Origin of the sequence: Vallitalea maricola (assembly GCF_036985595.1) — a bacterium.
In the GTDB taxonomy this organism is placed as follows: Bacteria; Bacillota; Clostridia; order Lachnospirales; family Vallitaleaceae; genus Vallitalea; species Vallitalea maricola.
In genome coordinates this window covers 25,530-35,500 of the sequence record NZ_BTPU01000069.1, presented here as the reverse complement: position 1 = coordinate 35,500, position 9,971 = coordinate 25,530, and the positions used below count along the sequence as shown (strand labels likewise).

Below are 9,971 nucleotides of genomic sequence, written 5' to 3'. Positions count from 1 at the left end.
GAAACGTCCCCTAGTCATATATGTGTAAAAATGATATAAATGCCTGTTTTTAAGGGAGATATATTAATATAACACAACAATATTAATATTTTTTAATATGAAAAAAACGTAAATAATACAAATAATACTATAAAATTAAAATTATATTATTGAAAGTTGGGCAAAATTAATGTATTGTGAAATCATCCAATAAGCAATGCGCGCAATAAATGTTGGTTGTAAAATTTAACCATTATTCTTATGAAAACAACAGGGAGGGTTACATCAAATGAAAAAATTTACAGTAATTTTATTAATTCTTGCAATGTGTTTAGCTAGTTTTACTGGTTGTGGTAAAAAAGATAATGAAAAGGATACAAGTAAGGATACTAATGTAACGTCGAATGAAAATAATGATGCAAATGATGAATCTAACAAAACAAGTGATAAACCTGCTAAATTAAAACTATTTTTACATAGTAGAGATATCCAAGATAAATCATTTTCTAAAGATTATATAGAAGAAAAAACAAATACTGAATTAGAAATAACTCAAGTAACAACAAAAGAACTTGAAAATAAATTAAATATTATATTAGCTTCTGGTAAAAGACCTGACATCATGAATTTCTATACAGATGCTATGGAAGATAAGTTAGCAAAAGGTGGAGCATTACTACCACTTAATGAATACTTTGATAAGTATCCAGAATTAAAAGCTTCTAGATCAGATGAAGTATGGGATACTATGAGACATGATGACGGTAATATATATTCTATAGGATATAGTACAGCAAGACCACTTAGTATTATTGCTTATAGAAAAGATTGGTTAGATAAATTTGGAATGGAAGTTCCAACTACTCTTGATGAATATTATGAATTTGCAAAAAAAGTTGCTCTAGAAGATCCAGATGGAAATGGCAAAAATGATACTTTTGCTATGGGTGGTTATAGTAGAGTAGATAAATTCATGGATCATATATTTGGTGCTTATGGAGTACTTCCTAACTATTGGATGGAAAAAGACGGTCAAATAGTAAATGGTTCTGTTCAACCTGAAATAAAAGAAGCATTAAAATTCTTAAAGAAATTATATGATGAAAAAATAATTGACCCTGAGTTTGTTACTGATAATAGTAGTAGATGGAAAACTAAAGTAAAAGCTGGAACATTTGGTGCTGGCGAAACAAAGATTCACTTATTTGATAAAAACAATTTCCAAAACTATTATGCACCATTTATTCAAAAGAACCCAGAAGGTGAGCTTGTATATGGTCCAGTGTTAAAAGGTGGTTGTGATACCCCAATCGGTGTTAGAACAGAATCTGCTAAAGGCTGGGTTAGAACAGGTATCAGCAGCGAATGTAAAGATGTAGATGCAGCATTAAGATTATTATCATGGGCAGCTTCAGAAGAAGGAAATAAATTTATCAATTACGGAGTAGAAGGAGAACATTATAAAGAAGAAGAGGGTCATGTTACAAGACTTATTGATAATGCACAAATAAATGAATTAGATATTGATAAATTCTATATTGCTAAAACTGCATTAATAGACCATTCATCACCAGAATTCCAAGATGCCATTGATTATTCTAAGAAGAGTGCAGCAAGTAATCCAGCAGATGGAATAATGGTAGATGAATCAAGTAAATATGAAGCCGATTTAATTGATTTTACAAACAGAGAATTTATTGGAATGATTGTAGGAGCAACTGATATTGAATCAGGATTTGATTCATTCGTTAAAGAATGGAATCAAAGAGGTGGAGAAGCTTTAACTAAAGCTATTAATGATAAATATCAAGCGAGAAAATAAATGACTGATAGATATAGTGTGTTTTAAGATGAAATAGCATTTTGAAACACACTATATACTTAAGAAAGGAATATAATATGCAGGCGATAGCAAAAAGAAAAACTAAAAATAAGACACCTAGCGATACAATGAGATATTTGAAGAAAAATAAATGGCTGTATATATTATTGATTCCAGGCCTATTATATTTTGTATTATTTAGATATCTACCAATGTTTGGTTTAGTTATAGCATTCAAGGATTACGATATTTTCAAAGGTATTTTTGATAGTGTTTGGGTTGGATTAGATAATTTCAGAACAGTATTTGGTTCCACAGATTTTAAACAGGTATTTTCTAATACAATAGTAATTAGTTTGTTAAAAATATTAATTGGTTTTCCAGTACCTATTATTTTAGCATTAATGTTAAATGAAATGAGATGTATCAGATTCAGTAGAGTCAGTCAAACAGTACTTTATCTACCTCACTTCCTTTCATGGGTTGTTATTGGTGGTATTATGTTAAACATTTTTTCACCAACATATGGAATTGTTGGTGAGATATATAGATTATTTGGACATGATCCAGTTAATCTATTAGCAAGTAAAGAACATTTTAGAGGTATTTTGATTTTATCTGATATTTGGAAAGAATCTGGTTGGGGAACTATCGTATATCTTGCAGCATTAACTCAAATTGACCCTAATCTATATGAAGCAGCTAGTATTGATGGAGCTAGTAAATGGAAACAAACATTACATATAACATTACCAGCTATTTCAGGAATTATTGTTATGCTATTGATATTAAGGATTGGAAAGGTAATGAATGCAGGTTTCCAACAGATTATGGTATTACAGACTCCATTAGTACAAAGTATAAGTGATATATTTGATACATATGTTTATCGAACAGGTCTTAAGAGAGGACAATACAGTATTGCAGCTACGGTGGACATGTTTAAATCAGTAATAGCTTTAGTATTAGTTGTTGGAACAGATAAACTAAGTAAGAAAATCGGTGAGGAGGGACTATTATAATGGTTAGGAAAAAGATTACTCCATTTACCATATTCAACTATTGTTTCTTCGTAATCATTGGAATATTGATGTTTTATCCGTTTTGGTATGTATTGATGTATTCCTTAAGTGACCCTAATAAGGTTACATTAACCAATTACTATTTTATTCCTAATGGATTCACCCTAAACACTTACATATCAGCATTCAAACAAGATATTATTTATTCAGGATTATTGAATTCTATAATTGTTACTGTAGGTGCAACAGCGATAAGTATGTTTTTAAGTGTACTTACAGCCTATCCTTTATCTAGAGAAAATCTAAAAGGTAGAAAAGGTATCTTTTGGTTCATAATGTTCACTATGCTATTTAATGGAGGTATGATTCCTACATACCTAGTTGTAAAAGAGTTCGGGATGATAGATTCATTATGGTCATTGATGTTACCAAAAGCGATAATAGTATATAATCTATTAATCATAATGAAATTCTTCAAAAATATACCAATGGGATTGATAGAATCAGCCAAGATAGATGGCTGTAGTGAGGTAGGAATATTATTTAAAATAATACTACCGTTATCAACATCCGTTTTAGCGACAGTAGGGTTATTCTATGCAGTTTATAACTGGAATGCATTTTTACCAGGTATGATGTATTTAAATGATAAAACTAAATGGACTTTACAAGTGGTCTTAAGAGATATGCTAGATCAAACGACAGCAAATATTGACACAGATGATGTCTTTACATCTCCTGAAAACTTTAAAATGGCTACTGTTATGATTTCTGTAGTTCCAATACTTTGTGTATATCCATTTTTACAAAAATATTTTACTAAAGGTGTAATGCTAGGTTCAGTTAAAGGTTAAGAAGGATAGTAAAGGAGATATATAGACAATGGCAAAATGGTATGATGAATCATGGGAGCAGGTTGTAGAAAAAGTAGAAAGAATAAGTGATAGAATAAAAGATACTTTTCCTCATGTATCAATAGACGGAAAATACGATAGTCAAAGATCAGGCTGGTGGACAGCAGGTTTTTGGCCAGGCCTATTATGGTTAATCTATAAAGATACAAAAGAAGATAAGTTAAAAGAATATGCAATATCATGTGAAGAAAAATTAGATTATGATTTGAACAACTTTCTAGATATACATCATGACGTAGGGTTTATGTGGATATTATCATCGGTTGCACATTATAAGTTACTTAATGATGAAGATGCTAAAAGAAGAAGTCTTATAGCAGCTAGCCATCTAGCAGGTAGATTCAATATAAAGGGGAATTTCATTAGAGCGTGGAACAATAATGTATTCAACCATAGTGAAGGCTGGGCTATCATTGATTGTATGATGAATATACCACTTCTATATTGGGCATCAGAAGAAACAAAAGATCCACGTTTCAAACATATTGCAATGGCGCATACAGATACTGTTATAAAAGAATTCATAAGGGAAGATGGTTCTGTTCACCATATCGTATGTTTTGATCCTAATACAGGGAAAAGACTCAATGCTTCAGGAGGTCAAGGCTACTCACCTGAATCAGCATGGGCTAGAGGTTCAGCATGGGCTATATACGGATTATCAATTGGTTATGGATACACTAAGGAGAAAAGATATCTAGAAAAAGCTAAACAAGTTACTGACTTCTTCTTAGCTAATTTACCAGATGATAAAGCTCCATGTTGGGATTTCAGAGCTCCAAAAGAACAGAGAGATGGAAAAGACACATCAGCTACTGCATGTGCAGCCAGTGGAATGCTGGAGATGTGTAAATATCTGGAAGGTAGTCAAAAAGAATATTATTATAAAAATGCTGAAGGTATATTAAAATCCTTATATGAGAATTATGGAGCATGGGATGAAGATGAAGAAGCATTAATAAAAATGGGAACAGTTAACTATACAAAACAAAAGTATATTAATACACCTATAATCTATGGAGATTATTTTTTTGTGGAAGCACTTGAAAAATTAAGAGGAGAAAACAAAATATTTTGGTAGGAGGAGAAGCTATGAAGCAACATAATATAGTCTTTATTATGACTGATCATCAAAGAGCTGATAGTATTGAAATGAGACAGTGTAATATAGAAGTTACTCCTAATCTGAATAAGTTGGCAAAAGAAAGTTTAGTTTTTAACAGGGCATATAATACATGCCCTCTTTGTGTTCCTTGCAGAACAGCCATTTCTACAGGAAAATACCCAACTAAAAATGGAGTAGTATTCAATGATTGGAAAGGAATAACAGCTAGAGACAATAAGCCTTTTCCACAGATACTTAAAGAGAATGGATACAATGTAAGCCATGTAGGAGTAGACCATATAAAAGTAAAACCAGCTCTAAAAGATAGAATTAAATATGATAAGTGGATAGATCAAACAGATTACAATAGATATATAGAAGAACTAGGAATCTCAGTAAAAAGAGATGAAAAACATTCAAGAGAAGTAAAAGAACTAAGAGCTGATGGAGATTACATCAACAAGAGATACTCTAATACATATGTTTCAAAATGGGAGCATGATACAACAACCTTCAAAGATGAATATTTCACAAGAGAAAGCCTAGATGTCATTGATAATGTTGACGAGGATAATCCTTTCGCATTGTTCATTAACTATTGGGCACCACACCCACCCCTTAGAGTACCAGAAGAATATATCAATAAATTCAATCCAGATGATATAGTTCTACCTGACAATGTTGGTAAAATAGCTAAAAACGAGCCTTTCAATAGAAGAGATGGAGTACCTGCACAACTTGCTGAGAATGTAACAGAAAAAGAATGGCGACAAGTATGGTCTGCACATCTGGCACTTCTTAATTATGTAGACGATCAAATAGGCAAAGTGATAGACAGGATAAAAGAAAAAGGATTATTGAAAGATACAATCATATTGTTTACTAGTGACCATGGAGATCATCTAGGACAGCATAGTATGTATCAAAAAATGGAAATGTATGAACAAGCTGTCAATGTACCTTTACTAATAAAAATACCAAATGTGAAGCCTAGAAAGATTGAAGGTACAATGTCTAATCTAGATATACTACCTACACTATTAGATGAATTAGACATAGATAAACCTAATGATTTAGATGGAACATCTAATTATGAGGTGATACATAATAACGAAGAAATAAAAGATAGAAAGGTATTCTGTCAGTATTCAGGAAATCCAGAGCTAGGTTGTGTTCGTAGAGCTGTCATTACAAAAAAGTATAAATATATATATGATCAGATGAATGAAAAAGAGTTATATGATTTAAAATTGGACCCTCTAGAAATGAATAATATAGCCACAGAAGAAGAAAACACAGAATTGATTAAAACATTACATGATGAACTTGTTAATTGGTCAAAGGAGAAAAATGACTGGGTATTTGATTGAGGTGATGAATATGAAAAAACCTAATATTTTATTTATAATGTCAGATGAACATGCAGCTTCAGTTGTTGGAGCTTCAGGAAATAATATAGTAAAAACTCCTAATCTAGATAAGTTAGCTAATGAGGGAGTACTGTTTGAAAATTGTTATACCCCTTCCCCTATATGTGTTCCAGCTAGACTATCTGTAACTGCTGGAAAATACATAAATAAATGCGGTGCATGGAGTAATGAAAGCATGTTGGAGAGTGATGATATAGTATCTCTAGCTACAGTTTTAAAAGATGTAGATTATGACTGCTATCTTGGTGGGAAAATGCACTATGCAAAAGATAGAAGATACGGATTTGAAGAACTATATCCATTTTGGACCAACACCAATGTAAGAAAGAAATATAACAAAAGGATAGCTTTATCAGATGGAAAATTCGAAGCGCAAGAAAGTGTTCTATCTAGAAGGTTCAATGATTTTTACGTTGATGATAACAGCAGAGTAATGGAACATGATGAAATGGTTACAAAGATATGCAGCGATGTAATTAAGAACAGGCAAAAAGACGATAAACCATTTTTCTTGATTGCTGGCTATTTAGCACCTCATTTTCCATTAATAGTCCCACAAAAATATTATGATATGTATAGGGATAAAGTTCCTATGCCACAGATACCAGAAGGACATATAGAATCTTTACCAAAACATTATAAAATAATGAGAAAAGCATTCCAGAATGACCAAGTGGATGAATCTATCATTAAGAAAGGTAGAGAACTCTATTATGGGCTGGTGACTTGGTTCGACGAGCAAGTAGGAGAACTACTAAGTACATTAGATGATTCAGAAATAAAAGATAATACGTTAGTAATCTATACCAGTGACCATGGAGAAAATATGGGAGACCACGGATTATGGTGGAAGAACTCTATGTATGATTGTTCTGCGAAAGTACCATTGATAGTGAGCTGGCCTAAAAAATGGTGTAATGGAACAAGAAAAACAGAAGTTTGTAATCTGCTGGATGTCATAAAAACAATATGTGATGTATGTGAAGCAGAACCTCCAGAAGATTGGGATGGAGAATCTATGGTTGACCTAATCAATGGTAAAGATGACAACTGGAGAAATTATTCTGTCAGTGAATACTACGCACATAATATCGCAGCTGGACACTGTATGATTAGGAAAGGTAATTATAAATATGTATATTTTAATGAAATAGACAGTAATAATGGCGCTGATAGACAGTTGTTTAATATGGAAAAAGATCCAAATGAATTCAATAATCTTGCTGATGATCCAAAATATAAGGATATAATTAAAGAATTACATCTATTATTGGTAAAAGAATTAGGAAGAGAACCAATAGAGATAGAAATGGAATCTAGGGAAGTAATTGACAAAAGTAATTGTAAAAATTAGTATGTTTTTGTAGAAATTTGTGATATAATAGAGATACTTTTAAAATCTTTTTTATTATAATGGGTTAATTTTATTAAAGATAGGCGTAATTATGGGGTGGATTTTGTTGAAAAGAGTCATGGATTTAAATGTTATCAATAAAAAAAGTAAAAGCGCTACATTCTACAAGTTTTTCTTTGTAATTTCAATTTCTATAATGATTCCAGTAATAATGATTACAACGATAATTGGTAAATTCAGTAACGACCATTTATTAAAACAGGTCAATATTTCTAGAGAAAGTTCTCTTAATCAAAAAAGACTCATGGTTGAACAAAAATTAACGGAAATGGATGCACTAATAAACCAATTTGTTAGTAACGAAAGTGTTTGGAAGCTGGTTACCACCAATGAATATCCAAACAGTTATAGTTTGTTTATGAGAGATGCGTTAAGTTTATTTGAGAAAAACGCTCTATCACATAAATTAATAGATTCAATTTATCTATTCAATGATTCAGAAAATATTATTTTAAGTGATTCAAAATATGACAAAAGCAATTTTGAAGACAAAGCAATTTTTGATATAAAATTTGATGGAGTAAACTATGTTACTCCATCAAGAACAGTAAAAGGCGAGAATATATTTAGTTATATTAAGAAATTCTATTCTTTCAATAGAGAAAAAAATGCTTATATTGTAGTTAATATTAACTACGATAACTTTTGGGATGAGTTAATAGTTGAATCTACAGATGGACTAGAATATTTTGTGTTTGATAATAATCATTCTATCATCTATTCAGATGAATTTTATAATGATGAGTGGAATGATAAATTGTTAGAAGATATTTCAGGGGAAAGCGAAAATAATCTGGAATTATCATATCTTGGTGAGAATCTATATGTTTGGAAAAGTATATCCAACAAGTATAACTGGACATTTGTAGTGGGTCAGAAATCTAAGGACTTATTTCAAACTTCAAATGTTTTAACTAAATTAAATATTATATCTTGTTTGATTATATTGTTGATATCACTGATTCTAACATATTTCTTTTCAGATTATTTATATAAACCTATAAGAAATCTAATGAAAAAGATAAATAAGATAACTAAGATAGATTCTATAGATTCAAAAAATGATTATCAGCTTATTGACAATGTAATAGCCTATTTGTTTACTGAAAACCTAAAATTGAATAATGATTACCAATATGTATTTCCATATTTCAAACAGCATTCCATCAATGACATAATCAACAATAATTCTTTTGATCTAGATAATTTCAAACAAGTACTAGATTTGTTAGATGTTGAATTCAGTTTCACAAGCCACTATCTAATGTTGATAGAACTAGAAAACACCAATATGAATAATAAAATAAAAGATAGATTGGATAAATACTTTGATAAGCCTGATATAAAAAAAATAATAAGTAAAATCAATGAAAAAAGAATGTTGATAATTATGAACACCAACAAGGATATTAACCAAGTATATGCATTACTTACAGAAATACATGAAGATTTTAATAATGATAATATATCTTTGACCGTATCTCTAAGTGATGACTTCAATAATCTAGAAGATATACATGAACATTACGAGGAAGTCCAAAAACAACTGGAGTACAAATTTTTCGTAGGCAATAACAAAATATTATCACATATGGTACCACAGCAAATAGAGAAAAATATATTCTACGATAAAAGTATAGAAAAAGAACTATTGAATTACTTAAAGAAACAAGATGAAGAAAAAGCTTTTGCTGCATTAAGAAAGCTTACAGAAGGACTAAAAGGAAGCATCAAAAATATAGATTATATAAAATATGTCTACTTCCAAGTATGCTTAAATATAATAGAACAAATGACTAACTTTGGCTTTAGTATGAAGGATATAGGCATAACCAATAGAGAAATATTCGCTAAAATAAATGAAGCAAAAACTCTAAATGAAATGTACGAATTAATTTACAGCATCATCAGAAAATGCATCCAGCTTTTTTCAAAATTGAACGTAATGCAAAACGACAATATAATCAACAAAGTAAAAGAATACATCAAAAATAATTACAATAAAGATTTATCCTTGGAAATGATAGCTGATTACGTATATCTATCTCCAGGATATCTAAGTACATTATTCAAAACAGAGAATGGAATCACTGTCTTTGATTATATAACCAACTTAAGAATGGAAAAAGCAAAAGAATTATTATTAAATAATAAAAGCATGAAAATACAAGATATTGCAATCAAGTTAGGATATAACAGTTCACAGAGTTTTATTCGATACTTCAAAAAGTATTACAATGTTACTCCAAACCAATTCAGAAAAGCTTGACATGGAAATGTTTGCT

At 30.4% G+C, this 9,971-nt stretch carries 7 protein-coding genes; all 7 read left to right on the top strand.

Going from position 1 to position 9,971, the window contains the following annotated elements:
• Positions 1-268: 268 nt before the first annotated feature.
• Complete coding sequence (locus AACQ14_RS18405) at positions 269-1,801, top strand: extracellular solute-binding protein (RefSeq protein WP_339365051.1); 1,533 nt, start codon at positions 269-271, stop codon at positions 1,799-1,801.
• 77 nt (positions 1,802-1,878) lie between these two features.
• Positions 1,879-2,823: an ABC transporter permease gene (locus AACQ14_RS18400; protein WP_339365050.1), complete on the top strand. Its 945-nt coding sequence runs from the start codon at positions 1,879-1,881 to the stop codon at positions 2,821-2,823.
• The gene (locus tag AACQ14_RS18395; RefSeq protein ID WP_339365049.1) at positions 2,823-3,677 is read left to right on the top strand and encodes a carbohydrate ABC transporter permease; all 855 of its coding nucleotides are present in this window, start codon (positions 2,823-2,825) and stop codon (positions 3,675-3,677) included. The genes AACQ14_RS18400 and AACQ14_RS18395 overlap by 1 nt, the downstream gene beginning before the upstream one ends.
• Before the next feature lie 28 nt (positions 3,678-3,705).
• Positions 3,706-4,818, top strand: coding sequence for a glycoside hydrolase family 88 protein (locus AACQ14_RS18390; protein ID WP_339365048.1), 1,113 nt, complete (start codon positions 3,706-3,708; stop codon positions 4,816-4,818).
• 11 nt (positions 4,819-4,829) lie between these two features.
• A complete protein-coding gene (locus tag AACQ14_RS18385; RefSeq protein ID WP_339365047.1) occupies positions 4,830-6,212 on the top strand; it encodes a sulfatase family protein in 1,383 nt (460 codons plus the stop codon).
• Positions 6,213-6,222: 10 nt separating this feature from the next.
• On the top strand, positions 6,223-7,626 hold the full coding sequence (locus AACQ14_RS18380) for a sulfatase-like hydrolase/transferase (RefSeq protein WP_339365046.1): 1,404 nt from the start codon (positions 6,223-6,225) through the stop codon (positions 7,624-7,626).
• Between the two features lie 106 nt (positions 7,627-7,732).
• On the top strand, positions 7,733-9,955 hold the full coding sequence (locus AACQ14_RS18375) for an AraC family transcriptional regulator (RefSeq protein WP_339365045.1): 2,223 nt from the start codon (positions 7,733-7,735) through the stop codon (positions 9,953-9,955).
• Positions 9,956-9,971: the final 16 nt, after the last annotated feature.

Coding starts and splice junctions, on each gene's coding strand:
- AACQ14_RS18405 (WP_339365051.1), top strand. CDS start 269: ATGAAAAAATTTACAGTAATTTTATTAATTCTTGCAATGTGTTTAGCT.
- AACQ14_RS18400 (WP_339365050.1), top strand. CDS start 1,879: ATGCAGGCGATAGCAAAAAGAAAAACTAAAAATAAGACACCTAGCGAT.
- AACQ14_RS18395 (WP_339365049.1), top strand. CDS start 2,823: ATGGTTAGGAAAAAGATTACTCCATTTACCATATTCAACTATTGTTTC.
- AACQ14_RS18390 (WP_339365048.1), top strand. CDS start 3,706: ATGGCAAAATGGTATGATGAATCATGGGAGCAGGTTGTAGAAAAAGTA.
- AACQ14_RS18385 (WP_339365047.1), top strand. CDS start 4,830: ATGAAGCAACATAATATAGTCTTTATTATGACTGATCATCAAAGAGCT.
- AACQ14_RS18380 (WP_339365046.1), top strand. CDS start 6,223: ATGAAAAAACCTAATATTTTATTTATAATGTCAGATGAACATGCAGCT.